This window comes from Thermosynechococcus sp., from assembly GCF_046299635.1.
Lineage (GTDB): Bacteria > Cyanobacteriota > Cyanobacteriia > Thermosynechococcales > Thermosynechococcaceae > Thermosynechococcus.
This window is the reverse complement of record NZ_JBKBHV010000010.1, coordinates 31,325-58,022: the sequence shown is the minus strand read 5'-3', so window position 1 is coordinate 58,022 and position 26,698 is coordinate 31,325. Positions and strand designations below refer to the sequence as shown.

Below are 26,698 nucleotides of genomic sequence, written 5' to 3'. Positions count from 1 at the left end.
ACATTACTTAGGGGGTGTATTTTGTCAGATCGCCAAGAATCCAGTAAACTGACTGGCATCAAGCCCCTTTTGCGCCAACCTCATGACTCAAGCAGCGTGGTTAGAACTGGTCAAATCCGTCAGTGAGCAGGGCATCCAGTTACCCGCTAGGGGACTGAAAATTGGCCGTGCCCCTGATAATGACATTGTCCTCAATGATATTTTCGTCTCCCGCTACCACGCCTTCTTTGAGTGGCAAGAAGGGCAAGTTCACCTAGTGGATCTTGGCAGTAAAGCAGGCACCCATCTCAATGGCCAACCCGTGGTACCCCATACCCCCATTCCCCTCGAAGATGGCGATCTGATTACGTTGGGGAATTCTGCTGTGCGCTTTCGCCTTGTCTGGCAGTACCACGACTATCAACCCCGTGCCACTGAGGTCAGCAAAGACACCGAAGTCCCTGTGATTGAAGTGCGCACCAAAACATGGCGACAACGCTGGGGGCTACAGGAGCAAACGACGCTGTTGGGAACCCATCCCGCCTGCGATGTGGTGGTGGATACCCCTGAACTCTTGCCCTGCCACTTAAAATTACGCTTTGCGGATCAGCATTTGCAGGTGGTGGATCTCAGTGACCCGCAACCCGCAATGAATGTGCAGTTGGGAATCGGTGAGAGTTATGCCCTGACGGAATTTGTCACGCTTACCTATGTCGGTCAGGAGTTGCTCGATCGCATTGATACAGAGCGCCATGCCGTTGTCTTTAGCCCAGCGACGGAGTTGCGTTTGACCAGCACGGCAACGGTACTCGCCATACCGGAGGCAGATGCCGCACCCACCGTCCCCGTGAAGACAATTTCCCTGGTGGGATACAACACCTTCACCATTGGCCGCGATCCAAACAATGACCTAGTGATTGAGCATCCAACAGTATCGCGTCATCATGCTAGGATTGAGCGCCGCAATGGAGATTTCCTGCTCACGGATCTGGGGTCTAGCAATGGCACGTTTGTCAATGGCCGTGAGGTCGAGGAACCGACACTACTGCGGGTGGGAGACACGATCCGCATTTGTAGCGATCGCCTTGTCCTGAATGTAGATGAAACACTGACCCAATATGCCGAATCGGGTCACATGCGCCTTGATGCCATCAACCTCAACAAGGTGGTGGGCAAGGGAACCCAAATTCTCCACAACATTTCCCTATCCATCCTGCCCAAGGAGTTTGTGGCCATCCTAGGGCCTAGTGGCAGTGGCAAATCAACACTCCTTGATGCCCTCAATGGACTGCGACCGGCCACAACGGGCACCGTATTGGTGAACGGCACAAATTTCTACCGCAACTATCAGGCCTTTCAAGCCCAACTCGGCTATGTGCCCCAGAAAAACATCATCCATGAGGAGCTGACGGTTGCCCAAGCCTTAGACTACGCTGCCAAACTCCGCATGCCCCCCGATACAACCCCCGCAGAACGCCAACGGCGGGTGACAGAGGTGTTGACAGAATTGGGACTCAACCATCGGCGTGATGTACCAATTTGCCGTCTGAGTGGGGGTCAGCAGCGGCGAGTGTGTATCGGTGCCGAATTGCTCACCCAGCCGAGTCTTTTCTTTCTGGATGAGGCTACCTCCGGCTTGGATCCGGGCACCGAAGCCGACATGATGTTTTTGCTGCGGCAGTTGGCGGATCAGGGGCGAACCATTCTCATCATTACCCACGCCACCCAAAATATCCGTGAGTGTGATCTGGTGATCTATCTAGCGGAGGGCGGCCGACTCGCCTACTTTGGTCCGCCGAATCAACTGTTGCCCTATTTCCGCGCCACGTTTGGCGATCGCTTTAGTGGCATCAAACTCGAGGATTTTTCTGGCATCTACCGTGCCTTGGATAAAGAAAAGAATCCTAATGCCCCCACCCCGGCAGAACTAGAGGAGGCCTACCGGCGATCGCGCCTCTATCAAGAATACGTGGTCGGGCGACAGCAGGTGTTGGCTCACATGCCTGATGAAAGTCAACGTCGCGTCCAAGGTAAATCCCGTCGCAGCAGCGAACCCAAATCTAAAATCTCCCCTTGGCAGCAATTTCTCATTCTCACCCGCCGCAATCTCACGATTCTTGGCCAAGATCGCAGTAACCTGCTGTTGACTCTTTTAATTGCCCCCCTCTTGGGGAGTCTGAGTTTTGTCTCTTGGCAGCGGCACCTCTTTGATCCAGAAACGGGGAATGCCGGTCAAGCCCTAACGATGCTGTTTGTCACCAGTCTGATTGCGGTGATGATTGGCGCCATGACCACCATGCGGGAATTGGTCAAGGAGGTGGAGGTGTATCGGCGGGAGCGGATGATTGGCCTGCGGCTGTTGCCCTATCTCGGCTCCAAGGTGGCGATCGCCCTTGGGCTTGCCCTTTACCAAGCGGCCACCTACCTCGCAGTCACCAAGTTAGCGGTCAATTTACCGGGGGATTGGGGTGTCACGTTTGCCATGTACATCACCCTTGCCCTTGCCATTTTTGGCGGTATGGCGATGGGACTTTTAGTGTCTGCCTTTGCCCCTAGCCAAAACATTGTGCCCCTGCTGGTGCTGATGTTTTTAGTGCCGCAAATTATCTTTAGTGGTGGTATTCAGCCTGTGTCCTCCTTTGGGTTGCCGGGGCAGATAATTAACCATTTGACGGTGATAAAGTGGCCCTTTGAGGCGATGGTGAAGCTCACGGGCATGGGGGATGACATTGCCAATGACCCCTGTTGGCGGGAGCCAGAGGCAGAACGGGAAAAAATGACCGAGGAGATGCAGCGGGATTTTTGTCTCTGCTATGGGCCAGGTTTATTCAAGACCTGCAACTTCCCTGGTATCCGCTCCAAGTATGTCCCGGCAGTGGATGAACCCGCCCCGCCACGACCAGAATCTCCGGGCGATCCTCCCAACGATCCCGCAGCGCTCCAAGACTATCTCCAACGGCTGCAAGCCTATCAGGAGGCTATGGATGAGTGGCAAGTGAAATACTCCGAGTGGAATCGCCAGCGCAGTCGTGCCATCAATGAAGCCCAAGGCACTATCAGCCGCTTCCAGCGAGATCAAGGCTATATGTTTACTGTGGATGTACAACGCCATTGGCGTGATCAAAGCGTTCTTATCTTGGCCATGCTAGTGGCTTTGCCCTTCTGCCAAAAACGCCGTGATTTTGGCCGCTGACATAGCGCCATTTTCCGGGGTGGGGTTTTAGACCGAATTTTTTGAATAATGGAAAAGTTATCTCTTGCCGTTTCCTCTGTCTGCGCCCATGCCGTCTCCTCATCTTTTGCTCATAGATGGCCATTCCTTAGCCTTTCGGGCCTACTACGCCTTTAGTAAAGGACGGGAGGGGGGCTTGCGCACCTCCACGGGGATTCCCACCAGCGTGTGTTTTGGCTTTCTCAAAACGCTGCTGGAAATTTTGGATCAGCAGCAGGCGGATCATGTAGCGATCGCCTTTGATTTGGGGGAGCCGACATTTCGCCACACCGCTGATGAAAACTACAAGGCGGGGCGGGCGGAAACCCCAGAGGACTTTATTACCGATATTGCCAATCTGCAGGCGGTACTGCGGGCACTACGTCTGCCCTTGCTGAGTCAGGCCGGCTATGAAGCGGATGATGTGATCGGTACCGTGAGCCATCGCCTGCGTTCCCAAGGATGGCGGGTTTCGATTGTGACCGGCGATCGCGACCTTTTTCAGTTGATTGATCGCCAAGGTCAAGGCCAGGTCTTGTATCTGGGGAATACACTTGGCCAGCGCAAGCAGGGTCTGGAGGCCTTTGATGCCCTCAAGGTCAAGGAAAAAATGGGGGTGTGGCCAGAGCAACTCGTGGACTATAAAGCCCTCTGTGGCGATGCCAGCGATCGTATTCCGGGGATCAAGGGCATTGGCCCCAAGACCGCTGTGCAGTTACTGCGTCAATATCCCACCTTGGAGGACATTTACGCCCACATCAACGAGATTACGCCCCCCAGCCTGAGAACAAAGCTGATCCAAGGGGAGACTGACGCCCGCCATTCCCGCACGCTGGCTCAAATTGTTCTCGATGTGCCCTTGGAACTCTCCCTAGAAGAACTGCATCTGCGTCCCTTTGACTGGCCGACGTTGGATCAGCTCTTGGATCGGTTGGAGTTTCGTGCCCTCAGGCAACCCCTCCGGGACTGGCACCTGCGCTTGGGGGGGAGGCTACCCGCTTTGGAGACGGATGCAGACGACACTTGGTTTTTTGCACCGACGGAGACGCCTGATCCTTTGAATGTGCACCTCATTGAAACCCCAGCGCAACTGCAATGGCTGATCGGGCAGTTAGAAACCTGTACGGATGTCAATCATCCGGTGGCATGGGACACGGAAACCACGGCCTTGAACCCCCGCGATGCCGCCTTGGTGGGCTTGGGCTGTTGTTGGGGCACAGCGCCCGATCAGGTGGCCTATCTGCCCTTGGGGCACAAAGGGGGTCAGAACCTGCCCCTAAAAGAGACCCTCGCCGCTTTGCGACCGATTCTGGAGGGCGATCGCTACCCCAAAGTGTTCCAGAATGCCAAATTCGACCGCTTGGTGTTGCGCTTTCAGGGAATCCAATTGCGGGGCGTGGTGTTTGACACAATGCTGGCCAGCTATGTCATTAACCCCGAAGCCGGCCACAACCTCCCGGATCTGTGCCGGCGCTATTTGCCCCTGCAAGCGCAAAGTTACGATCGTCTGGTCGGCAAAAACCAAACCCTGGCCGATTTACCGCCCGCCACGGTGGCTCAATACTGTGGCCTTGATGTCCACACCACCTATCTGCTCAAGGAGAAACTAGAAGCCGAGCTGACCCCCCGCCTGCGGCAACTGCTCCGAGAGGTGGAACTGCCCCTCGAACCGATTCTGGCGGAAATGGAAGCCACCGGCATCCGCATTGACAGGGACTATCTGCAACAACTCTCCCAAGCGCTGAACCGGCAATTGGCTCAATTACAACAACAGGCATGGGACGTGGTGGGGCAACCCTTTAACTTGGCCTCCCCCAAGCAGCTGAGTGAACTGCTCTTCGGCAAGCTGGGACTGGATACCAAAAAGACCCATAAAACGAAACTGGGCTATTCTACCGACGCTGCCACCCTCGAAAAACTGCGGGGCGATCATCCGGTGATTGATCTCATTTTGAGCCATCGCACCCTTGCCAAGCTGAAATCCACCTATGTGGACGTGCTACCGACACTGGTTCGGGCGGACACCGGTCGGATCCACACCGACTTTAACCAAGCCGTGACGGCCACCGGGCGTCTTTCCTCCTCCAATCCCAATCTGCAAAATATCCCCATTCGCACCGAATTTAGCCGCCAAATCCGCCGCGCCTTTATTCCGGAGGCAGGTTGGTTGATGGTGGCAGCCGATTACTCGCAAATTGAGCTGCGCATCCTTGCCCATTTAAGTCAAGAACCTGCCCTCCTAGAGGCCTATCACAAAGGGGAAGATGTGCATCGTCTCACGGCGCAGTTTCTCTTGGAAAAAACAGATATTAGTCCTACTGAGCGGCGCCTGGGGAAGATTATTAACTTTGGCGTCATTTACGGCATGGGAGCGCAGCGGTTTGCCCGCGAGGCGGGGGTGAGTGTGGCCGATGCCAAAGGGTTTATTCAACGGTTTTACAATCGCTATCCGCGGGTCTTTGACTATCTGCGCCAAATGGAGCGGCTTGCCCTCAGCCAAGGCTATGTGGAAACCATTTTGGGGCGGCGGCGCTACTTTGCCTTTGAGAGTCCCGAACTGCAAGCCCTGCGGGGCAAGCCTTTGGAAGCCCTAGCCGATGTGGATCCCAGTAAACTAAAGATGAGCAATTATGAGCGCGGCCTCTTGCGGGCGGCAGCCAATGCGCCCATTCAAGGCTCCAGTGCCGATATTATCAAGTGTGCCATGGTCAAACTGGCTCCCCTGTTGCCGCAAAATCAGGTTCATCTGCTGTTGCAAGTTCACGATGAATTGGTCTTGGAAATGACCCCTGAGGCATGGGAACAACTGCAAACCACCATTCCCGAAGCGATGAGTACAGCCGTGCCCTTGAGTGTGCCCCTTGCGGTGGACATTTATGCTGCTGCCAACTGGCTGGAGGCCAACTAGCGGTTTGATGCAGCAACGCCACTGGCAAGTTCATTTCTGGCAAATCCTCCTCTGCCTTTTTTGGGGGGCGATCGTCCTCTGCTGGCCGGCGGATGCCGAAACGATTCGCCCCTACATTGACCGTGCCATGGATCAAATTAGTGAATTTTATCTTGACAATGGGATGCACTTTATTGTGATGGAGCAACACCAAGCGCCGATTGTGTCATTTCTCACCTATGTGGATGTGGGGGGCGTGGATGAACCCGAAGGCCAAACGGGGGTGGCCCACTATCTGGAACACTTGGCCTTTAAGGGTACCCGCCGCATTGGGACGACGGATTATGCCGCTGAAAAAGAGAAACTTGCCCAACTGGATCGCCTTTTTGAGCAACTGCAAGCCACCACCGATGAGCGGCAACGTCAGGCATTGATCACCGAATTTGCCGCTGTGCAGCAGGCCGCCGATCGCTACGTGATTCGCAATCAATATGGCCAAATTGTCCAACAAGCCGGGGGCGTGGGTCTCAATGCAACCACCTCTGCCGATGCCACCCGTTACTTTTACAGTTTTCCTGCGAACAAATTGGAACTGTGGATGTCCCTAGAGTCGGAACGCTTTTTGGAACCCGTCTTTCGCGATTTCTATCAAGAAAAAGAAGTGATCCTTGAGGAGCGACGACTGCGCACGGAAAATTCTCCCACGGGTCAACTTTTTGAGGCCTTTTTGGCCACCACCTTTCGCCAGCATCCCTACCGCCGACCTGTGATTGGCTACCGTGAGGATATTCAAAACCCGCGCCGCGCCGATGTGGAACGCTTCTTTCGCGAGTATTACACCCCCGACAAAATGACAATGGTGCTGGTGGGGGACATCGATCCCCAACAGGTTAAGAAATTAGCCAGGGTTTATTTTGGTCGCTATTCCAAGGGGGCGGGCAAGAGTACGGTCATTCCCGCGGAGCGGCCCCAAACGGAACCTCGGCAGATTACCCTCAAATTGGCCAGCCAACCCCTTTATATCGAGGCCTATGCCTGCCCCCCTCTCAAGGATCCCACCTATCTCACCTATGAAATTTTGGCACGTATCCTCAGTGGCGGTCGCACCTCCCGTCTCTACCGTTCTCTTGTTCTTGAGCAAAAAGTTGCCCTCAATGTTCAAGCTTCCGTCGGCTTCCCCGGCAATAAATACCCCAATCGCTTTCTCATCTATGGGGCGCCGGCACCGGGTCAAACAACGGCTGCCCTTGCCGCCGGCATTGCCCAAGAACTCAAGGCACTGCAAACCACGCCTGTAACCGCAGCAGAACTAGAGCGGGTGAAAACTCAACTGCGGATGGAGTTGCTGCAAAACCTGATGTCTAATGAGGGCATGGCCAAACTGTTGGCAGAGTATGCCGTCAAAGGGGGCGGCTGGCAGCAACTCTTTGCCCGTTTGGAAGCAATTGACGACATGACTCCTAGCGATATCCAGCGGGTGGCTCGCTTGCTGCAACCCCAACAGCGCACGGTGGCGCAAATTCAAACTCGCCCATGAAGACCCTGTGGCAGGAATGGCTGGGGGCGATCGCCTTCTATACCTGCTTGCCCCTTCCCCCTCGTTGGCCGATGCAGTTGGCGGGAGCAGCCAAGTGGTGTCCTTGGGTAGGGCTGTTGTTGGGGGGAATGCTCTGGGGAGCACAGGGGGTGCTGCAATTTTTGCGCGTTCCACCCCTCGTGGCCGGTGTTGGAGTTGTGGCTCTGTGGCTAGGCTTAACGGGGGGATTGCACTTGGATGGTGCCATGGACACTGCTGATGGCTTAGCGGTCCAAGATCCCCGGCGGCGCCTTGAGGTGATGGCGGATAGCCGAGTGGGGGCTTTTGGCGTCATGGCGGCGATAATAATTTTGCTCTTGAAGGCGACAGCCCTCAGCGGCCTAGAAAGAAACAGTGCTCTGGTGTGGGTATTGGTGCTGGGGCGCCTTGCTCAAGTGTGGGCGATCGCCCGCTATCCCTATTTGAAACCCCAAGGGACGGGTCAAATTCACAAGGCTAGTGGTTGCTTTCCCCGCGATTTTTGGCCAAGCGGTTTGCTGGTGTTACTACTTATTTTCCTGCTACCTGTCTCCCTAGGGCAGTTCCTTTTTGGATTGCTCCTGATCCTCTTGATCCCCGCATGGTTGCAACAGCAGTTGGGGGGACACACGGGGGATACCTACGGAGCAGTTGTCGAGTGGACGGAAGCCTTGATGCTGGTTGCCTTCACGACGGAATCGGCAAGTTGATCAGGAATGCCCACGGCCACGGTGATGATCCCCAACACCTTGTATCCCGCCTCCCGTAATACGCCAGCGGCGCTGCATGCCGTTGTCCCCGTCGTATAGATGTCATCACATAGGAGGAGCCAGCGCTGTCGTTGGAGACCCTGCCCAAGGCGAAAGGCATTTTCAAGATTGGCTTGACGTTCTGTGAGTGAAAGCTGAAACATAGACTGGGTAGGGCGTTGTCGGATTAATCCCTCAGGAGCAAAGGGCACTTCAAGAGCACGACAAAACCCCTCGGCAATACGCGCCGCTTGATTGAAGCCCCGGCGTTTTAATTTCTCGCGATGCAGGGGAATGGGCACAACCTGCAAAGGGAGGTGCTGCGCCATCTTGGCTTCTAACCAACTGCGGGCGAGCCATTGGCCAAAGAGATCACCTAGTTCGGGGTGGTTGTTGTATTTCATGGTGGCGATCGCCCGCTTCAGGTCTTGCTGATAGTATCCCCAAGGAAACAGGGGGAGACTCCCTCGCCAGTAGCGTTGGCGTTGGCGGACTTCCCATGACCTTAAACGTCGTTGACAATCCCCACAGATCACTTGGGAAGTCTTCCGACCACAACAGGGACAGGGCTGTTGAAAGAGCAAGGAGGCGAGCGATCGCCACACCAGCGCACCCCCTAAATCCTAACAGTAGGCACTAATATCCTCATGGCACTCATCCACCAAGTAGCAGAGGGCGCGATAGCGCAATAGCATCAGCTCCTCATAAAGGGGATTCAGGTGGCACAGAGGCGGAATGTGGATATGCCATTTGGCAACCACAATATCACGTTCAAAGGGACACTGGGCGGGGATCAAGCGGCATAGACGATGGGCAAGCTGGCGATCGTGCACTTCCAGATGCTGTAGCCATTGCCGAACCGGCCACAGAATTGTGCGGAGCAGACGTTGCCCCAACGCAAAAATCGTCATCAACTCAACACCTCAACTCAATGATTGAAGTTGGCAGCGAGAAACCTCCTTCTTCGCCTTACTTAAGAAGGCAATTTCAATCCGTTAAAACAATATCCTAAGAAGGGTAAATTTATCGCTGCATTTTATAGGAAAAAGTCATCCTGATTTACTTTGAATCGCCCTTAGCGAGGCGCGATATCCCAGAGAAATCTCAATGAAAATCGCATCACGATAGACTATCTCCTTACTTCAGAGAGATTTAGTAGTAGTGGATACATTGTTGAATTAAATGATGATCTTGTATCCATCCTTATTCTAGTGACTTCCACTGAACTTGACGATGGGGTTTTCCGAAAAGTTGCCCTCACAAACAGCGCAGCCCTTGGTAGGTGCTTGGTAAATGTAGCCTTGGAATTCCAGAGAGAGGCAGAATCATGATCTCGACCTCAAACAATATCTTCTTGCCGTACAATAAATTTCTAGTAGCGCACGTCCCCCTTCCTAGGCTAATCTGCAATTAGGGTTCTGAATATTGGGGAGCACCGGCATGTTCAAGAACATATTGATTCCAACAGATCTCCATGATGGCCTCCCCAAACTCACCCACTACCTTGAGGCACTGAAAACAGCGGGTGCTCGTAAATTGCTCTTTTTCCATGCCCGCCCCATTGACGAGGATGGCGATAAGCCTCGGCTGCGGGAGGAAAAGCTGCAACAGGCAAGGGAGTTACTCCAAATTGAGCCGGCGAGTATTCCTGCCGATCTCAAAGCAGAGGTGATCATCGAAAACCGCCGCCCCGCCGATGCCATTCTAGACACCGTTGAAAAGCACCAGATTGACTTGGTGCTGGTCAGCCGCCCCATTCGCAATCTATTGGATGAGAAGCTCTTTGGCAGTACAACCATTGAGGTGCTGCAACGGATTAAAGTGCCCCTCATGATCATGCGCCCGCAAATGTTGTGGGTGATGACAACCGCAGAATTGAATCTCCGCTGTCAAAATCTCTTTCGCCACTTACTGGTGCCCTACGACCACAGCCCCTCTGCCCAACACCTTGTCCAACAACTGCGAGAAGGCTTGAAAAAGCCCGATCAAACCGGTATTGCTGCCCTGACCTTTTGTTGGATTATCAGCGATGCGGGCAAAGGGGAACTGGGCGTTGCCGAGCAACGTCCAAAGGCTGAAAAAATTCTGGCCGAACTGAAGCAGGAATTCACAGGCTACGGCCTCAACGTTGAAACGGAGATTCGCTTTGGTAGCCCTGTTGTTGAAGTGCAACTGGCTGCCCACGATCGCGATATCTATGGGATTGCGGTTTCTTCTGGTTCTGTCGGTAAAATTTGGGAGCTATCAATTCCCAGCTTTGCTGGCGAGATCATTCGCCGTTGCGTCTTTCCTATGATCTATTTTCCACCCGCTGGTCGCTAATTGACTAAAAGATGGGGCAGCAAAACTACCCCAAAGGTATTGCAATCAGACACCGATAGCAAAACTTAGCTGATCGTTACTTCGCGGGGTTCCTCAGGTGCGGCAGCCTTCGCTGCTTTTTGCTCCATCATTTCTGCGCGGGCTTCGGCAACCAAGTCTTGAAAAGACTCACTGGCTTCGGCAACGGCAGTCTGTGCCTTTTCATAGGCTTCAAACGCCCACATCAAGCCTGATTTTGCCGCATTGCGAGCTTGCTCTGCCAAGTTGTGACCGGTCATTGAGTCAACGGCACCCACCACAGGGGCAACAGCAACAGCACCAACCCCAAGGGCAAGCACGGTGAGTGGTTCTAAACCAAGTAACAGGGCTTCAAACTCCATTCTGCGGCATCCTCCAAAGGAAAAGAGATGATGAGCACATCGCACCCATGATAACAAAGGTGCGGGGAGAGCAACGTCTCTACTGCCTTAATCGCTCTAACAAGATTCTTATGCAAGGCTGAGACAAAAGATTAGCAGAGCTTGAGGGCAGTACTGGGCACCTCATCCCAAGAGGTCACGGTACGCAGGCGCACTTGCCAGCCGGCCGCTTTTTGTTCTGTCGTCAAGTTTTTTTCAAAGGACTGCACGCATTCCCTTGCCTGCGCTTCATCTCGACAGGCAATACAGGCATACAGCAGACCGGAGGGATCCAGTTGCTCACTTACCCAGATGGTTATCATGGCTCACTCCTTGGCACAGTTTGCCGATTTCACGGAACTATCTACAGCCTAGGCGAAACCAAGGGCAGTTGTCCGCTCTTCTTAACAGCACTTTAGGAGTGCAGCCAAGGCTGCCAGTAATTGATCAATGTGCTCAGGGGTATGATCGGCTCTGAGGGTGATGCGCAGACGACTAAAGGGCACGGTCGGGGGCCGTACCGCTGCCACCCAGCATCCGGCCTCTTGGAGTTTCTCCCCCCATTGGAGGACGGTGGCGGGATCGGGAGCAGGCAGACAAAAGATCGGGGTCGGCAGGGGACGGGGCAACAGCGGGCAGCCCAATTGCTGGAGTCCCTTTTCCAGTTGATGAATCCGCTCTTGGAGGGCTAGGCGAAGGGAAGGGTCTGTTTGGAGTTGGTCAAGGGCAGCTAGGGCAGCAGCCGTGTCGGGGGGGGAGAGGCCGGTGCTATAGATCCATGTGCTGGCACGGTGTTGCAAGTAGGTGATCAGAGCCTGAGAACCTGCGATGTATCCTCCTAAACTACCGAGAGCCTTGCTGAGGGTTCCCATTTGAATGACGGTTGGGCTGGATTGCCCCAAGGCGGCTAGGGTACCGGCACCATGGGCTCCCAACACGCCTGTGCCATGGGCATCGTCTATCAGCACCATTGCGCTATGGGTCTCGGCCAGCGCCACTATCTCCCCTAAGGGGGCGACATCCCCATCCATACTGAAGACCCCATCGGTGAGGATCAGACAGCGGCGATATTGGGAGCGATGGGTGTCTAGGAGCTGGGCAAGGGCAGCGACATCGTTGTGGGGATACTCATAGAAGGTGGCATGGGTAAGGCGGGCAGCTTTTTTGAGGCAGGCGTGGTTGTAGGCATCCCCGAGCACCAAGTCCCGCTGATCCACCAGGGCGGCAATGGTGCCGAGATTGGCGGCAGTACCGGAACTAAAGACCAAGGCTGCTTCTGTGCCTTTCCAGCGGGCGATCGCCCCCTCAAGTTGCCGATGCAGCAGCCGTTGACCACTCAAGAGGCGAGAGCCGGTGGCGCCGGTGCCCCACTGTTCGATGGCCTGGATGGCCGCTGCTTTCACCTTGGGATGGTTTGCCAGCCCCAGATAATCATTGCTGCAAAAGTTAATCAAGGGGCGGGGTGGTTCGCCAACGGTGACGATGGCTCCGGGGGCACCACTTGGGGTGGGCTGGCGATACCAATGGGCGCGCCGGAGGGTTTCAAGGGCGGGTTCTAGCCATGCAAAGGGGTCGCTCATGCAGAAACATTTAAGCAGACTTGACCGAGTCTAGGCCAAGACGTGATGGAGCGATCGCGCAGCGTGCCGTAGGCAATAGCTTTCAGCGTGCCGCAGGCAATCGCGAGGGGGAGGGATAGAGTTTCTCATTCTGGTGAGAGCGACCGTTGGGTGGCTCAAGGTGCAGCCGATAACCCACATTGCGCACGGTTTGAATCAGGCGCGGCTGCTGGGGATCCACTTCGATTTTTTTGCGCAAAGACAAGATATGGGTATCCACGGTGCGGGGATTGTCTATGCTCTCCGGCCAGGCTCGGCGTAGTAACTCCTGACGACTTAAGGGAATGCCCCCCATTTGGGTGAGAACGTAGAGCAAGCTAAATTCCTGGGGCGTTAGATCTACCGGCACATCCCGCACCACGACCCGCCGCTGCACCAAATTCACCTGTAACTCCCCTAAGTTCAAGACACTGGGTAAACAGGGGCGCGATCGCCGTGCCAAGACCTCAACACGGGCAAGAAACTCCTGCATTCCAAAGGGTTTGGCCAAGTAATCATCGGCACCTGCCCGCAGCGCCCTCACCACCGCCGCTTCCTCCTGCTGGGCAGAAAGCGCCAAGATGAAAGCCGTGCGTTGATGGTGGAGCCAGCGACACAACTCCAAGCCATTGCCCTCCTGCAAGTCCAGATCGAGAACCACTAAATCCGGATGCCGCAGTTGAAACACTTCCTGCCCCTGTTGAGAGCCACCGGCAAGATGGACAACATGCCCCACTTGCTGGAGGTGCCAGCCAAGGAGGGAACGCAGGTGGGGGTTACTTTCAATAATTTCCACGTGCACTCCCATGGATCCATCCCCACAACAACAGCGAAGTTACCAAACTTGTTCGGCCTCTCTGGAAGAATGGGCGCAAAAGGGCGACGGCGGGGCAATTCCTGAAGAAGTTAACTGCTAATCTAGCAAATTTAATACCCACGCCTTCGTAGTGGCTAATACTTTAGGTTGTTTTCTTGTTCCCATAATAGAAAATTCTTATTGGGGCTGCGGTGACACAATAAAGGGGAACTTCGTAAGTAAGCGCTATGGCTGTGCCCATTCTTGAGCTTTTGGCGGCTGACGGCTCACGACAACAAATTCAACTGGGGCGCGATCGCCTGCTCATCGGTACCGATCCCCAAAGCCAAGTGATTCTGGTGGGTGAGGGGATTTCCCGCCACCATGCCCTGATTATTCCCACGGATAGGGGTTACCAAGTGGCGGATCTGGGGAGTGCCGGCGGCACCTTTTTGAACGGCAGGAAGCTCCGCCCCCGGACGCCAGTGGCTCTAAAGGCCGGCGATCGCCTGCAAATCGGGGATTTTCAAGCCATTTTCGATCCCGAGGGCAGGGCAACAACGGAACTGCCGGGCACGGTGGTGATGGGGGCTGCCGGTACGCCGATTTTGCAGGTGGCAACCCCCCAATGGTTGCAGGAGTTTCCGCTCTTGAAGGAGGAACTGGTTCTCGGTCGGGATCCGCAGGCAGATATTACCGTTGACCATCCCTTTGTGTCCTTTCACCATGCCAAGCTGGTGCGGGTGGGCGATCGCTACAAAATCATTGACCTTGGCAGCAAAAACGGTCTGCACTGGCGAGGGACAACAATTCGCGAACATACCTTGGCGCCGGGGGATGTGATCCACGTGGGGGAATCCCTGCGCCTTACGTATTTGTTGATGCCCGCTACGCAGGTTGTTGAGCAAACGCGCCCCCTCCAGCTGCGCGATCGCCGGCAGATTTGCATTGGGCGCGACCCCAGCAACGATCTGGTGTTGGATCATCCGGTGGTCTCGCGGTTTCACGCCCGCCTCTACCTTCAGGAGGGGCAGTGGTACATTGTGGATCTCGAGTCTGCCAACGGCACCTTCATCAACAACTGCCGCCTTGAACCCCGTAAACCTGTGCCCCTCGCCCCGGGGGCTTTGGTGCGTATTGGCCCCTACAGTTCGCTGTTTACCCCCGATGAAACCATTGTTCCCCGCAACGACAGTGGTAACCTGCGCCTTGATGCCATCCACCTGAGCAAAACCACCGCTAAGGGCGCACCGCTCCTTCAAGACATTTCCCTGTCAATTTTGCCCCGTGAGTTTGTCGCCATTGTGGGCGGCAGTGGGGCCGGTAAATCTACCCTCCTCGATGCCCTAAACGGCTTTCGTCCCGCCACCAAGGGGACTGTCTTGGTCAACGGCTATGATCTGTACCGCTACTTTGCCAGCTACCGCACCCAAATTGGCTATGTGCCTCAGGATGACATTATCCACAGCGAGCTGACCGTAGCTCAAGCCTTGGACTATGCGGCACGCCTGCGCCTACCGGCCGATTTAAGTGACCGAGAACGGCAGGAACAGGTGAACCGGGTGCTTGCGGAATTGGAGTTGACGGAGCGCCGCCATGTCTTGGTCAAACACCTCAGCGGCGGTCAGCGCAAACGGGTGTCCATTGGTGTGGAATTGCTCACCCGCCCCAGTTTATTTTTCTTGGATGAGGCCACCTCTGGCTTGGATCCGGGCACGGAAACCCAAATGATGCGGCTGTTGCGCCAGTTGGCGGATCAGGGGCGAACCATTTTACTCATTACCCATGCCACCAAAAACGTGATGCTTTGTGACTTGGTGGTATTTCTGGCACGGGGCGGCCATCTTGCCTACTTTGGGCCACCGGATCAGGCCCTGAGTTACTTTGATGTCCAAGATTTTGATGAGATTTACCTCAAGATTGAGAGCGAACCCAACCCGGCCCTATGGCAGCAGCGCTATCGCCAATCCCACCTGTACCAAACCTATGTGGTGGAGCGGCAACGTCCCCTCAATGTGGATACGGCGGCAACCCGGCAGGTGCAGCCCCAACGCCCAAGCACCGCAATTCCGCAAGTGGCCCCGTGGCGGCAGTGGTGGATCCTTACGCAGCGAAACTTAGCCATTCTGCGGCAGGATCGAACGGCGCTCCTTCTGATGCTCTCCTTGGCACCGATTTTGGGGGCATTGGATTTTGTCCTCTGGAAGCCCACGATTCTCGATGCCGCGCAAGGGGATGCGGGGCAGGCATTTACGATGGCCTTTGTCACCGTCCTGATTGCGGTGATGGTGGGCAGCCTAGCCATGATGCGCGAGATTGTCAAGGAAGGGGAGATCTATCGCCGTGAGCGGATGGTGGGGCTGGGACTGTGGCCCTATATTTTCTCAAAGCTGGGAGCGGCGGTGGTGTTGGCCCTCTACCAAGCCGGGATTTTCCTGGGGATGAAGTTTTTGGCAATTGAGCTTAGCCTCGGCATGGGGGCGATCGCCGGCCTGTTTCTCACCCTGTTCCTGATGACCTTTGGCGGCATGGGCATGGGGTTGTTGGTCTCTGCCCTCTCCCCTACCCAAACGGTGGCGCCACTGCTGACAATCCTCTTTCTGGTGCCCCAAATTACGTTTGCCGGCGCGATTATTCCCCTCCAGGACTTAGGCAGAGTGGGGAACTTCCTCAGCGATCTAACCCTGACCCGCTGGGGCTACGCCAATGTGGTGTCTCTGTTGGGGTTTGGTCAAGACGTGGCGCGGGATGCCTGCTGGCAGCAATCCCAATCTGCACGGGCGAAACTCAGTCGTGAAGCCCTCGCCCGCTGCCCCTGCTTTGACGAGAACCTTTTTCACCGCTGCCGCTTTCCCGGCGTGCGCAAGGAATACCACCCCGCTGTGGATGAACTGGAACCCCCCCGTCCCCCTGAACCCGGCGAGCCGCCACCCCTGCCCAAGTCGGTCTTAGAGTTTGATCAAGCCTATCGCGATCGCCTCGAAGCCTACAATCGGCGGGTCAAAGCCTATCAGGCAGCCATGGCGCGCTGGCAAGAACGGTTTGCCCAATGGAAAGAGCAGCGGGGGCGGGCGATCGCCAGCGGTGAGGCCCTCATTGATCGCTTTTGGAGTCTGCAAGGGCACACGTTTAACGCCAATGTTACCGCCAACAACCTGCGACTAGGGGGCATCATTGCCCTCATGATAGGGCTGGTGGGCGTCTTGCAAAAGCGCAAGGATGTTCTTTAGGCTGCGAGGTGGGCAAAGGCGCGGCTCAGCGCTCCTAACGCCATCGCAATCTCCGCGGCACTGACGATCAGCGGGGGAACAAAGCGCACCACTTTTGATCCTGCCGGCACCAGTAATAGCCCCTCAGCCATGGCAGCTTTGACCACCTCCACCGCGGTGAAAGGCGTATCGGGTTGCAATTCCAGACCGTTGATCAGTCCCCAGCCCCGCACTTCGGCAATGAGGTGGGGATAGGCCGCCTGGAGTTCCCGCAGTCCTGTCCGCAGTTGCTGCCCGCGATCGCGCACATTTTCAAGAAGATGTTCTTTTTCCAAGGTTTCGCAAACGGTGAGCGCCGCTGCCGTAGCCAAGGGGTTGCCGCCAAAGGTACTGGCATGATCCCCCGGCTGAAAGACGGCACAGAACGCTTTGGCAATCATAGCTCCAATGGGAATCCCCCCGCCAAGGCCTTTAGCGGCGGTAAAAATATCGGGTTCAACCCCAAGGGTTTCATAGCCCCACAGTGACCCTGTGCGACCCATGCCCACTTGAACTTCATCAAAAATCAGGAGAATCCCTTTTTCGGTGCAAAGCCGGCGCACCTGTTCAAAATAGGCGCGATCGCCGGGACGCACGCCCCCTTCTCCCTGTAAAGGCTCCAAGAGAATCGCTGCCACTTGGGGTTCGGGTTGATCTAGCGAGGCCACCAAAGCTTCTAGGGCAGCAAAATCGTTGTAGGGCACATAGGCAAAGCCCGGCACTAAGGGGTCAAAGTGCTGCTGGTACTTCGGCTGACCCGTGGCGGTAATCGTAGCGAGGGTGCGTCCGTGGAAGCTGGCCTGTGCCGTAATGATAATGGGGTGAGCAATGTGGCGCACGGTATGGGCATATTTGCGTGCCAGTTTAATGGCAGCTTCGTTGGCTTCAGCACCAGAATTGCAGAAAAAGACGCGATCGCCACAGGAGTGCGCCACCAACCACTGTGCCAGTGCCCCCTGCTGGGGAATGTAGTACAGATTCGAGACATGGTGCAGCAGCTGCATCTGGCGGCTCACCGTCTCCACCAAGGCCGGATGGGCATGGCCAAGGGTACAGGTGGCAATTCCCGCCACAAAGTCCAGATAGCTGCGGCCTTGATCATCCCAAACGCAGCAGCCCTGCCCCCGCACCAAGCTAATCGGAAAACGACTATAGGTGGTCATCACCACTTGGTCAAAGGCATCGGTAGCGAAGGATGTGGGGGGAGCAGCCACCATTGACTCTGAACTCAAAGCAAAAACTTCTGCTATTTTAGCATCTCCCTCCCACCGTGGCAGGGAAATTCAAGCATCCTCTAGGGGTAGTGCTTATTGACCCCTATAAGTCGCTTCGGTACACTACATCTAGTATTCGCCACTGAGTCTGCCTTCTATGGTGCAAAATCCGCCCCGCCCCCAGCGTACATTTCCTGAGAGTGCCCCCACCGCCTATCCCGTGTTCTATCGCACCTACAGCCGCCAAAACGAAGCGGGGGAGCGGGAAAGTTGGTCACAGGTGTGCGATCGCACCCTCCAAGGGCTGCAGGAAGTGGGACACCTCACCGCAGCAGAAGTCGCCCTTCTCAGGGAAATGCAGCAGGACTTGAAGGCTCTGCCCTCCGGCCGGTGGCTATGGGTGGGAGGAACCGATTGGGTGCGCCGACCCGAGAACTATTCCGGCGCCTACAACTGCACCAGCACCAATGTGGTGGATTGGGACTCCTTTGGCCTGATGATGGACTTGGCCATGCAGGGCTGTGGCACGGGCGCCATTCTTGAGCAGAAATACATCTCCCAGTTGCCGCCGATTTGCAATCGCCTTGAGGTGACGGTTGTGGGTCACATTGGCCAAACCCCCAAGGAAGCGCGGCAAGAGCAAACCACCGTGACCCTGAGGGGGCAAACCTGCCGCATCAAAGTGGGGGACAGCCGCCAAGGCTGGGTGAAGTCGTACCAAACCCTGCTTGAACTGGCCAGCAATCCGCACCTCGGGGGTGTGGTTCAGGTGACAATTGATATTAGTGATGTCCGTCCCACCGGGGAGCGACTCAAGGGCTTTGGGGGGGTGGCCAATCCGGTGAAACTCCCCGACCTTTACCATCGCTGTGCCGCCCTCTTAAACGGGGCAGTGGGGCGCCGGCTGACTTCGGTGGAGTGCTGTCTGCTGATTGATGAGGCCGCCGTTGTGGTTGTGGCGGGCAATGTCAGGCGATCGGCGGGGATGCGTCAGGGAGCCAGCGATGATGAGGCCTTTGCCCAAGCCAAGCAAAATCTCTGGCAGCAGGATGAACAAGGCAATTGGCGAATTGATCCCAAGCGGGATGCCCTGCGCATGGCCAATCATACGCGGGTTTTTCACACCAAGCCTAGTCTGGAAGAGTGCATCAATGCCGTGCGCAGCCAGTTCTATTCAGGCGAAGGCGCCATTCAATGGGCCGGGGAGGCGGTAGCCCGCGCCAATGTGGATCTTCTTACCACTGCGGATCTCAAGCAGGCCTTTCTGCGGGCTTACGAAAATCAACAGGGGGAGGCCTTTTTGCAGCAACTCTCCCCGGCCATGGATCGGCGGGAGCTGGCTCACCGCCTAGGTCGGTATGGCCTCAATCCCTGTGGCGAAATTATCGGCAGTGACTTCCACTGCAACCTTGCGGAAATCCACCTCAATCGCATTGATCCGGCGGATACACTAACGCAGGAAAAGGCCTTCAAAGCCGGTGCCCTCTCCGTGGCGGCGCTGTTGAACCATCGCTTTGTTGTGGAGCGCTACCAATACTCCCGCGATGTCGATCCCATTGTCGGCGTCAGCTTTACCGGCCTATTTGACTTCTGCGTTCATGCCTTTGGCGTGCCTTGGCTGGAATGGTGGGCAGCAGGCCGACCCGATACGGCTCAAGGGCGAGAATTCAAAGCCCAAGAAGCCGCTTTCCTGCAACGCTGGCGGCAAATTGTCCACGAGACTGTCTGGGAGTATTGCGATCGCCACGGCCTAAAACGTCCGAATCGCTGTACCACGGTTCAACCCTCCGGCACCAAATCCCTGCTGACGGGTGCCTCCCCCGGTTGGCATCCCCCCAAAGCCCAGCGCTTTATCCGGCGGATTACGTTCCGCAAGGGGGATCCGGTGGCCATGGCCTGCTATGACTTTGGCTACAACATCATCCCCTCTCAGTCCGATAAAGATGAAACCGGCAAACTTCTAGATGACCCCTTCGATCCCCGCTGTACCGAGTGGCTGGTGGAAATTCCCGTGGCCGTCTCTTGGGCCGATCTGGCGGGGGCAGATACGATTGACATCAGCCGCTTTTCCGCCTTGGCGCAGTTTGACTTCTATATGCAGGTGCAGCAGCACTACACCACCCACAACACCAGTGCCACCATTGAGCTACGAGAACATGAAATAGAACCCCTTGCGACTGCCATTTACCAAGCGATTCAAGCGGATCGGGGATACATCTCCGCTGCCCTTTTGGCCCGTTTTGATGCCCATGAAACCTTCCCCCGTTTACCCTTTGAACCCATTAGCAAAGAACGGTACGAGCAGGAAGTGGCCGCGGTGGCTCGGCGCAGGCGGGTCAATGATTTTTACGAAGCCCTCTCCCGCTATACCCAACCCCTCATGGAAGCAGGCCCGGCAGGGTGCGATTCCGAGAAGTGCTTCACGTCCTAATTGTCGGAGTTTTGCTCCGACCTGTGGCAGGGCTGTCGGCGTCTCTAACCCCAAATTAACCCCAAGTCCATGACAAAGTTGGGAAGGACAGGATCCGCGGAGAGGACTGCTGGGTGGTCTATCCTCTGCACCGCCTGTTCGGGTCGGTAGCAATACACTTGCCGAGCCTCAGGATCGATCAGCCAGCCCAGTTGGGCACCGTTGTCCATGTACTCCTGCAGCTTGGCTTGGAGAGTCGCCAAGTCGTCGGCAGGAGATTTGAGTTCCAGCACAAAGTCGGGACAAAGGGGAGCAAATTGGCGGCGTTGCGCCGGGGTGAGACGTTCCCAGCGGCTTTTGGCCACCCAAGCAGCATCGGGAGAGCGGATGGCACCGTTGGGAAGGGTAAAACCTGCCGAGGAATCGAAGACCACGCCAAGCTGCATTTGACGATTCCACTGCCACAGCTGGCCAAGCAGGTCAGCATTGCGGTATCCAGTCTCACTTCCTGCTGGAGCCATGGCAATTAGTTCTCCTTGGGCACTACGTTCAAGCCGCAGGTCGGGGTTTTGGTGGCAGAGTTGCTCGAATACCTCATCGGTGAGCTGGAGGGTGGGATGGAGGTGAAGCGTGATCATGGCAGAACTGTCGTATTATCTACAGCTATGATAGGTTGAACACCTCTGCGCTCATCTCCAGCCGCCTCTCCCTGTTTTGCTGTCGTGCAAATAAAGGGGGGATGGTTGGCTATAAATCAAATCTTGGGTCGCAAGTGAGATAACATCAGTTTTAAGCGTTAGATTTGAGTGGGATCAATCCGTTTCTTGCCGTGCCTCTTTGCTGCACCCTCAACGTAGAAAGGTCGATTAGGTTCCATGCCTGATGGGAACTTCAGGCAGCTATCCCTTGGCTGAGGGAATGCTCCTCTATTTGGGTAATTTTGTAAACCAATTCTTTTTCGTATTGTCAAGCTGACCTTGAACCATCCCCGAAACGATACTAAAGTCTGCCCCACAAATATCGGCACCGCTAAAGTTAGCGCCTGAGATCGAGGCATCCAAAAATTTGGCTCCCCTTAAATTTGCCTTTGCAAAGTTAGCTTGCACCAAATAGGCGCCGCAAAAATTGGCGTCACTGAGGTTGGCACCTTGAAAATTGGCTTCCCGTAAAACGGCATTGGCAAGGATACAGCCCTTCAAATCGGCATTGGTGAAATTGGCATTGGCAAAATTTGCCCCCGACAGATCGGCATTGCGGAGTACAACGTTAGAGAGATCTACATCCGCAAAATCCCGCTCTCCCCGTTTGTAGGCTGTCAGAACTTGCGTTGCCGTCATTCGGGGAGTGACTTTAGCACGCAGATGCTGCCCAGGGCCTGTGCCGACAACGGGCGGTCCACCCAGTTGAGTTCTAGTCATCCGCGATTGGCGCACGCGAGCTGCTTGGGCATTTTGGCTTACAGAGGAAGCATAGCTAGAGCGCTGAGTTGTCTTTGGCATCCGAGGTCTGCCTTGACTGGGCGGTGCGGCAAGGGCGTTACTGAGATCGTCATCTTCTGGGGGCTGTGCGGAAATGCTAGGGGCAGCTACAGTAGAGGTTTGCCCAGATGCCAAGAGTTGTAAATCTGCCAAGACATCCATCGCATTTTGGTAGCGGTTTTTAACCGCATCCTCCATCATTTTGTCAAGGAGCGCAGCAAACTGAGGGGAGATATTTTTGACATACCGCTTCCAATGCCATTCCCCCGTCTGTGGATCCCGTTCAATCTCCTTGGGTGATTTACCGGTGAGGAGATAAACACAGGTGACGCCAAGGGCGTAAATATCGCTGGCATAGACGGGACGCATGGCCATTTGTTCCGGCGGTGCATACATGGGTGTGCCCACGGCAAAGCTGGTAAATGTAGATAGCTCCGGTGCATTGTCCAACATTGCTTGGGTCACCTTGTCCTTGACCGCCCCAAAGTCAATGAGTACTAGCTTGTTGTCAATATCACGGCGGATCAAGTTGGCGGGCTTAATATCGCGGTGGATCACCCCATTTTTGTGGAGGTAATCGAGGATAGGGAGCACTTCCTGCAAGACCTCCTTTACCTCGTCTTCGCTCTTAGGCCCAAAGCGCTTGACCTCCTGTTGGAGGGTTAGACCACCCACATATTCTTGGACTAAATAAAATTCGTCTCCATTTTCAAAGTAGCCGAGGAGGCGCGGCAGCTGGGGATGGTTGCCGACTTTGCCCAGGGTGGTTGCTTCCCGCAAAAAGAGTTCCCGTGCCATGGCCAAGATATGGGGTGCAGTGGCGGCTGGCCGCAATTGTTTAATCACACAAGTGGGATTGCCGGGTAATTTCGTGTCAATGGCAAGATAAGTCGTCCCAAACCCCCCTCGACCGAGTACTTTAATTGCCCGATACTGATCATTGAGTAAAAGTTTGCTGCCACAAGCTTGGCAAAAGTCTAAGCCGTCAGGGTTCTCTGGCTTGACACAGTTCGGATTGAGGCAGTAACTCATAGGCAGCCAAGGGAATGAACAGCACGTTCAACAGACAGGGAAGGGTGAGGAGCTTTTATGGAAACTGCAATCATAGTTTTAAGTCCAAGCCTCAAGGAAGATGCTCCCACCGCCAGCATGATTGAATAACTTCCACAGGACGACTCCGTAGTTTTACAATACTCTTTTTTCTTTGCCTCACCCTATCCGTGAAATTACGGAAGTTGGACAAAAAGCTTATAGCTCTTTCCTAAAATATGGGATGCATAGGTAAGGAGAAAGCTTGTCCTGCTCTACAGTAGTTTTGACTGTCTTGAGGGTTCCCCAACCTTGTGAAAAGAGCTTTGGTTATGATACAAGGGTAGCACTTCATCATCCCTGCTGTGGCTTTGGCTATGACCCCGCTTGTGACAACTAATGCTAAGGAATCCCTGTGCGATCGCCAGCAGGTTTTGGCGTGGCTGACGGAGAATGTCCCTGCACCACGAGTGCAACATATCCTGCGGGTGGAAACGATGGCGGCAGAACTAGCCCTGCACCACGGCCTAGATGTGGATCGCGCTGCTTGGGCTGGCTTGCTGCATGATTTGGCGAAGTATTTTTCCCCAGAGCGCCTGTTAAGCATGGCCCAAGAGGCGGGGCTACCCCTTACAGACGTGGATAAAGCAGACCCCCACCTGCTCCATGCCGATGTCAGTGCCTTGGTAGCCCGGCAGCAATTCGGCGTTACCGATGAGCAAGTCCTCGCGGCCGTAGCCAACCATACCTTGGGTCGGCCGGGCATGGATGCCCTAAGTTGTGTGGTGTTTCTGGCGGATAGCTTAGAGCCGGGGCGAGGCCAAACGGTGGAGCTAGAGGAATTGCGCAGGGTGGCACGGCAAAATTTACAGGAGGCGGTGTGGCGGGTGTGCGATCGCACCCTATTGTGGCTTGTGGATCAGCATCGTTTAATTCACCCCCGCATGATCCTGACGCGCAACTGGGCAATGCAGGTGGCACCGCCAAAACCGAAAAAAAGCGAAAAGAAAGGCACTGTCAAGGTTTAGCGGCCTTGCTACCCTAGAAGGCAGATCTGATCTTGGAGTGGGCTATGACGAGTGCTGCAACGACGGCTGGTTCCGGTATTTTCTCCCGTGAATTTGTTCAGGAAACGCTGGCTTTAACCCGCCGCCTGTTTATCCAACTGCAACGGCGTCCTTCAACCTTGGTGGCGGGGGTGGTTCAACCCTTGATTTGGCTGGTGCTCTTTGGGGCGCTTTTCCAGAATGTGCCGCAGGGTCTCTTTGGCGAGAGCATCAATTATGGTCAGTTTCTCTGCGCCGGTATTATCGTCTTTACGGCCTTTAGCGGTGCTCTCAATGCAGGGTTGCCGGTGATGTTTGACCGGGAGTTTGGCTTTTTGAATCGGCTGTTGGTGGCGCCGTTGGCCTCGCGCTTTTCGATTGTCCTTGCCTCGGCGTTGTTTATCACCACCCTGAGTTTGATTCAGGTGGGGGCAATCGCCGGCTTGGGCGTCCTGCTGGGAGCAGGGCTGCCGAATCTAGCAGGCATTGGGGTTGTCTTGGCCACGGTGCTGACTCTGGTCTTCGGGGTGACGGCTTTGAGTCTGGGTCTCACCTTTGCCCTGCCGGGGCACATTGAATTGTTGGCCGTCATTTTTGTGATCAACCTGCCCCTGCTCTTTGCCAGTACCGCCTTGGTGCCCCTGTCGTTTATGCCCCGCTGGTTGCAGTGGATTGCTAGCCTCAACCCCCTCAGTTTGGCCATTGAACCCATTCGCCATGTCTATCTGCATTCTGATTGGCACTTCGGCGATGTGGTGATGGTGGCTCCCTGGGGATCCCTGAGCTTGAGCAATGCCCTGCTGGTTCTCTTGGCTGTGGCCATCGGGATGAGCCTGCTGATTCAGCCCCTTCTGCGACGGCGCTTGGCCTAGACCACCCGCAGGGTGAAGCCCTGAGTACACCATTCCCGCACGTCTAAGCAAAATGCCGTCCCCTCCGGTTCACTGCTGAGATCCGCCAGTAGCGCCAAGACCAAGGCAAGACCATCTTCCCCCGAAATCGGCAATGGCTCGGAATGGCTGGGGGAGCCACTGAGCTGGCTAAAACGGGTGAGGGGGCGGGGGCTGCTGATGATAAAGACCTTCAACCATTGGCAGGGGCGATTCAGCGTCCACGTATAGAGGGGAATATTCAAGCCCGGCGCAACCGCTAACTGCCATGAGTGCGTTTGCAGCGGCAGCAGGAGAATGCCCTGACTGCTATCCCAAGCAAAGGCAACAATGTTGAGGGGGCGATCGCCATAGTTGTAGAGGCTCCAGCGGCAGGTATCCCCCTTGGCTAGGGTGAGGGGCGTGTCTAAATTCATGGCCGGCAGCTTGGTGTTCAGCACGTCAGGGAGGGGATGGGGACTGCGGGGCGGGAATTGGCGGCTCAAGAGTTTTGCCGTCGGCGAGATTTGTTCGAGAGTTGTACACACGGCCACTTGACTAGAGGTGGGATTGAGCGTTAGGGTTAGCCATTTCTGAGCTAGTAGCGCATTGAGCAAGGGATTCAGACGACGGATGCCCGCTTTGGCCGCTTCATTGGTGCCACTGCAACTGTGTTGGAGCAAGGTTCCCACCGGCCACTCCAGCCCATAGCTGCCTACGGTTTCACTTTTGGTGAGAACCACATCGGGTAAGGGGTCACCGCTGTTGAGGACGGCAACTTTCTCCTCGTTGGTGAGGGCGTTGATGGCATCTACCCGCTCAATTTTGCTGAGTTTGGCGTCAAGCGCCACTTGCAACCGCAGATTTTTGCCAAAACGCCGCTGTTGCTCGTAGAGGCGATCGCCCACTTGCAGAGGCTGACTACTGACTCCTTGTGCCATCAGGCCATTAAAACTAGCTATGTCAACAACAGTGGCGCCATCGGCAGTACTCCAACGACTGTGGGGATGACAATAGGCAAGAAGCCAAGGACTAAGGCCGCCACACCAGATTTGCAGAGTGCGATCGTGCCCTGTATTTTGCACTACCCCATCAAAGCCGTGGGAGCGGGTGACATTCCCCGGTAATCCATCGCCAAGGAGATGAAGGTCTGCCCCCGTTTGCCAGCGCAGTTCATCGGCGGTGTACATCAGGCTGGTTGCCAAGGGGCGATCGCCCCCCAAAGCCGCTAGATAATGGCTAAAACTGGCCGTAAAGAGTCCCATAGGAACGCCGTTCAGGTGCGTTTCTACCCCCAAATCTGCCCAGAGCAAATGATCTTTGGGAACTGAGCTTGCACTGCGGTTCTCTACAGGCTGCAACGGGACAAATCGCCAGCGTAATATCTCCCCCTCAATGGGTGGTGGGCTAAAGCGAGTATCTAGCCATACCTGTACCCCTCTGGTACGCCGTAATTCAGCAAGAGGTAAGATGCCCTCACCGGCTGCTGTGGCATTTGCAAAAACCAGCGCTGGTTGTTGCTGCCAGAGGGTACCATAGCCGCTAAAGTAAACCAACAGGGGCTGACCAGAGTGCTCCAGCACCCCTAAGGCTTCTTGGAGAGCATCGAGTGTTGCTGCCTGTTCTGTCAGTAGGATAATGTCGCTGTCCGCCAGACCCCAGCCATCTAGCAACAGGTTTTTGACTAACTCAATATCCGTTAGACAACCGGCTAAAGGAGGCACGCCCGCCAGCTGCGGATAGTGGTTAATGCCAATCAGGAGTGCTCGCCATGGACGAAGAGAGTCTGCCAAGGCGCCGTCTGCCCTCTGCCAAACCCACGGCATCAACGTTAGTGCCGCAGCACCGTACAAAAAAGAACGACGGCTGAACCTCATGCCTTACCTCCCAAGACGCCCATCCTCAGGTG

19 protein-coding genes are annotated in these 26,698 nt (G+C 55.5%); 9 read left to right on the top strand and 10 right to left on the bottom strand.

Annotated features, from left to right (window positions below):
- Window positions 1-82: 82 nt before the first annotated feature.
- The 4 genes from ACK4IR_RS06130 to cobS all read left to right on the top strand — a co-directional run bounded on the left by ACK4IR_RS06130 (window position 83) and on the right by cobS (window position 8,342).
- Window positions 83-3,172, top strand: coding sequence for an FHA domain-containing protein (locus ACK4IR_RS06130; RefSeq protein WP_409873398.1), 3,090 nt, complete (start codon window positions 83-85; stop codon window positions 3,170-3,172).
- Window positions 3,173-3,260: 88 nt separating this feature from the next.
- On the top strand, window positions 3,261-6,098 hold the full coding sequence (gene polA, locus ACK4IR_RS06125) for a DNA polymerase I (protein ID WP_409873396.1): 2,838 nt from the start codon (window positions 3,261-3,263) through the stop codon (window positions 6,096-6,098).
- Entirely contained in the window at window positions 6,067-7,614 is a 1,548-nt protein-coding gene (locus ACK4IR_RS06120; protein ID WP_409873394.1) for a M16 family metallopeptidase, read from the top strand. Before polA ends, ACK4IR_RS06120 begins: the two co-directional genes overlap by 32 nt.
- Entirely contained in the window at window positions 7,611-8,342 is a 732-nt protein-coding gene (gene cobS, locus ACK4IR_RS06115) for an adenosylcobinamide-GDP ribazoletransferase (protein WP_409873392.1), read from the top strand. The genes ACK4IR_RS06120 and cobS overlap by 4 nt, the downstream gene beginning before the upstream one ends.
- On the opposite strand, the gene ACK4IR_RS06110 is transcribed toward cobS, so the two are convergent.
- Window positions 8,273-8,986 (bottom strand): ComF family protein, encoded by a 714-nt coding sequence (locus tag ACK4IR_RS06110; protein WP_409873390.1) that lies wholly within the window; start codon window positions 8,984-8,986, stop codon window positions 8,273-8,275. The genes cobS and ACK4IR_RS06110 overlap by 70 nt on opposite strands.
- 18 nt (window positions 8,987-9,004) lie before the next feature.
- Window positions 9,005-9,292, bottom strand: coding sequence for a Mo-dependent nitrogenase C-terminal domain-containing protein (locus tag ACK4IR_RS06105; RefSeq protein ID WP_409873389.1), 288 nt, complete (start codon window positions 9,290-9,292; stop codon window positions 9,005-9,007).
- 529 nt (window positions 9,293-9,821) lie between these two features.
- Between ACK4IR_RS06105 and ACK4IR_RS06100 the strand changes: the two genes are divergently transcribed.
- Window positions 9,822-10,703 carry a universal stress protein gene (locus ACK4IR_RS06100; protein WP_409873387.1) on the top strand — a complete coding sequence of 294 codons (882 nt, stop codon included), beginning with the start codon at window positions 9,822-9,824 and terminating at the stop codon, window positions 10,701-10,703.
- 65 nt (window positions 10,704-10,768) lie between these two features.
- Here ACK4IR_RS06100 and ACK4IR_RS06095 read toward each other — a convergent pair whose 3' ends face one another.
- From ACK4IR_RS06095 to ACK4IR_RS06080, 4 genes are all read right to left on the bottom strand, one after another.
- Entirely contained in the window at window positions 10,769-11,083 is a 315-nt protein-coding gene (locus tag ACK4IR_RS06095) for a DUF5132 domain-containing protein (protein WP_409873386.1), read from the bottom strand.
- Between the two features lie 131 nt (window positions 11,084-11,214).
- Window positions 11,215-11,421 (bottom strand): glycogen debranching protein, encoded by a 207-nt coding sequence (locus ACK4IR_RS06090; protein ID WP_409873441.1) that lies wholly within the window; start codon window positions 11,419-11,421, stop codon window positions 11,215-11,217.
- An 84-nt stretch (window positions 11,422-11,505) separates the two neighbouring features.
- Window positions 11,506-12,681 (bottom strand): 8-amino-7-oxononanoate synthase, encoded by a 1,176-nt coding sequence (gene bioF / locus ACK4IR_RS06085; RefSeq protein ID WP_409873384.1) that lies wholly within the window; start codon window positions 12,679-12,681, stop codon window positions 11,506-11,508.
- An 82-nt stretch (window positions 12,682-12,763) separates the two neighbouring features.
- Entirely contained in the window at window positions 12,764-13,507 is a 744-nt protein-coding gene (locus tag ACK4IR_RS06080; protein ID WP_409873382.1) for a response regulator transcription factor, read from the bottom strand.
- A gap of 236 nt (window positions 13,508-13,743) precedes the next feature.
- Here ACK4IR_RS06080 and ACK4IR_RS06075 point away from each other — a divergent pair, with 236 nt between their 5' ends.
- On the top strand, window positions 13,744-16,725 hold the full coding sequence (locus tag ACK4IR_RS06075; RefSeq protein ID WP_409873380.1) for an FHA domain-containing protein: 2,982 nt from the start codon (window positions 13,744-13,746) through the stop codon (window positions 16,723-16,725).
- On the opposite strand, the gene ACK4IR_RS06070 is transcribed toward ACK4IR_RS06075, so the two are convergent.
- On the bottom strand, window positions 16,722-17,960 hold the full coding sequence (locus ACK4IR_RS06070; RefSeq protein ID WP_409873378.1) for an aspartate aminotransferase family protein: 1,239 nt from the start codon (window positions 17,958-17,960) through the stop codon (window positions 16,722-16,724). The genes ACK4IR_RS06075 and ACK4IR_RS06070 overlap by 4 nt on opposite strands.
- Before the next feature lie 154 nt (window positions 17,961-18,114).
- Between ACK4IR_RS06070 and nrdJ the strand changes: the two genes are divergently transcribed.
- Window positions 18,115-20,388 carry a ribonucleoside-triphosphate reductase, adenosylcobalamin-dependent gene (nrdJ, locus tag ACK4IR_RS06065; protein WP_409873377.1) on the top strand — a complete coding sequence of 758 codons (2,274 nt, stop codon included), beginning with the start codon at window positions 18,115-18,117 and terminating at the stop codon, window positions 20,386-20,388.
- 44 nt (window positions 20,389-20,432) lie between these two features.
- Here nrdJ and ACK4IR_RS06060 read toward each other — a convergent pair whose 3' ends face one another.
- On the bottom strand, window positions 20,433-21,005 hold the full coding sequence (locus ACK4IR_RS06060; RefSeq protein ID WP_409873375.1) for a Uma2 family endonuclease: 573 nt from the start codon (window positions 21,003-21,005) through the stop codon (window positions 20,433-20,435).
- Between the two features lie 288 nt (window positions 21,006-21,293).
- Complete coding sequence (locus ACK4IR_RS06055; RefSeq protein ID WP_409873373.1) at window positions 21,294-22,877, bottom strand: protein kinase domain-containing protein; 1,584 nt, start codon at window positions 22,875-22,877, stop codon at window positions 21,294-21,296.
- 374 nt (window positions 22,878-23,251) lie between these two features.
- On the opposite strand from ACK4IR_RS06055, the gene yqeK reads away from it, so the two are divergent.
- Window positions 23,252-23,902, top strand: coding sequence for a bis(5'-nucleosyl)-tetraphosphatase (symmetrical) YqeK (yqeK, locus tag ACK4IR_RS06050; protein ID WP_409873372.1), 651 nt, complete (start codon window positions 23,252-23,254; stop codon window positions 23,900-23,902).
- A gap of 44 nt (window positions 23,903-23,946) precedes the next feature.
- A complete protein-coding gene (locus tag ACK4IR_RS06045; protein WP_409873370.1) occupies window positions 23,947-24,792 on the top strand; it encodes an ABC transporter permease in 846 nt (281 codons plus the stop codon).
- Here ACK4IR_RS06045 and ACK4IR_RS06040 read toward each other — a convergent pair.
- Complete coding sequence (locus ACK4IR_RS06040) at window positions 24,789-26,666, bottom strand: caspase family protein (RefSeq protein ID WP_409873368.1); 1,878 nt, start codon at window positions 26,664-26,666, stop codon at window positions 24,789-24,791. The genes ACK4IR_RS06045 and ACK4IR_RS06040 overlap by 4 nt on opposite strands.
- Between the last annotated feature and the right edge of the window lie 32 nt (window positions 26,667-26,698).

What these genes read in the sequence shown, in the direction of transcription:
- ACK4IR_RS06130 (WP_409873398.1), top strand. Translation starts at nt 83, where the DNA reads ATGACTCAAGCAGCGTGGTTAGAACTGGTCAAATCCGTCAGTGAGCAG.
- polA (WP_409873396.1), top strand. Translation starts at nt 3,261, where the DNA reads ATGCCGTCTCCTCATCTTTTGCTCATAGATGGCCATTCCTTAGCCTTT.
- ACK4IR_RS06120 (WP_409873394.1), top strand. Translation starts at nt 6,067, where the DNA reads ATGCTGCTGCCAACTGGCTGGAGGCCAACTAGCGGTTTGATGCAGCAA.
- cobS (WP_409873392.1), top strand. Translation starts at nt 7,611, where the DNA reads ATGAAGACCCTGTGGCAGGAATGGCTGGGGGCGATCGCCTTCTATACC.
- ACK4IR_RS06105 (WP_409873389.1), bottom strand. Translation starts at nt 9,292, where the DNA reads ATGACGATTTTTGCGTTGGGGCAACGTCTGCTCCGCACAATTCTGTGG.
- ACK4IR_RS06100 (WP_409873387.1), top strand. Translation starts at nt 9,822, where the DNA reads ATGTTCAAGAACATATTGATTCCAACAGATCTCCATGATGGCCTCCCC.
- ACK4IR_RS06095 (WP_409873386.1), bottom strand. Translation starts at nt 11,083, where the DNA reads ATGGAGTTTGAAGCCCTGTTACTTGGTTTAGAACCACTCACCGTGCTT.
- bioF (WP_409873384.1), bottom strand. Translation starts at nt 12,681, where the DNA reads ATGAGCGACCCCTTTGCATGGCTAGAACCCGCCCTTGAAACCCTCCGG.
- ACK4IR_RS06080 (WP_409873382.1), bottom strand. Translation starts at nt 13,507, where the DNA reads ATGGGAGTGCACGTGGAAATTATTGAAAGTAACCCCCACCTGCGTTCC.
- ACK4IR_RS06075 (WP_409873380.1), top strand. Translation starts at nt 13,744, where the DNA reads ATGGCTGTGCCCATTCTTGAGCTTTTGGCGGCTGACGGCTCACGACAA.
- ACK4IR_RS06070 (WP_409873378.1), bottom strand. Translation starts at nt 17,960, where the DNA reads ATGGTGGCTGCTCCCCCCACATCCTTCGCTACCGATGCCTTTGACCAA.
- nrdJ (WP_409873377.1), top strand. Translation starts at nt 18,115, where the DNA reads ATGGTGCAAAATCCGCCCCGCCCCCAGCGTACATTTCCTGAGAGTGCC.
- ACK4IR_RS06060 (WP_409873375.1), bottom strand. Translation starts at nt 21,005, where the DNA reads ATGATCACGCTTCACCTCCATCCCACCCTCCAGCTCACCGATGAGGTA.
- ACK4IR_RS06055 (WP_409873373.1), bottom strand. Translation starts at nt 22,877, where the DNA reads ATGAGTTACTGCCTCAATCCGAACTGTGTCAAGCCAGAGAACCCTGAC.
- yqeK (WP_409873372.1), top strand. Translation starts at nt 23,252, where the DNA reads ATGACCCCGCTTGTGACAACTAATGCTAAGGAATCCCTGTGCGATCGC.
- ACK4IR_RS06045 (WP_409873370.1), top strand. Translation starts at nt 23,947, where the DNA reads ATGACGAGTGCTGCAACGACGGCTGGTTCCGGTATTTTCTCCCGTGAA.
- ACK4IR_RS06040 (WP_409873368.1), bottom strand. Translation starts at nt 26,666, where the DNA reads ATGAGGTTCAGCCGTCGTTCTTTTTTGTACGGTGCTGCGGCACTAACG.